Annotated in this window: 1 protein-coding gene; it reads left to right on the forward strand. The window is 49.1% G+C overall.

Going from position 1 to position 216, the window contains the following annotated elements; translation table 11 throughout:
* Nucleotides 1-216 (forward strand): alpha-amylase family glycosyl hydrolase (locus tag HJY11_RS14365; RefSeq protein ID WP_243764582.1); only part of this gene is annotated, 216 nt, incomplete at both ends.

Raw genomic sequence — 216 nt, forward strand, 5'->3', positions numbered from 1 at the left:
TTTTCAGGACAGCAATGGGGATGGAATCGGAGATCTTCCGGGGATCATTTCGAGGCTGGATTATCTGTCGGATTTGGGAATTGACGCAATCTGGCTTTCGCCGGTATACTGTTCCCCGCAGGATGACAATGGATACGACATTTCGGACTATCAGGACATTGATCCGATGTTTGGGAGTCTGGAGGATATGGAACGCCTGATTGCGGAAGCAGATAA

Source organism: Bittarella massiliensis (ex Durand et al. 2017) (genome assembly GCF_017566145.1).
Lineage (GTDB): Bacteria > Bacillota > Clostridia > Oscillospirales > Ruminococcaceae > Bittarella > Bittarella massiliensis_A.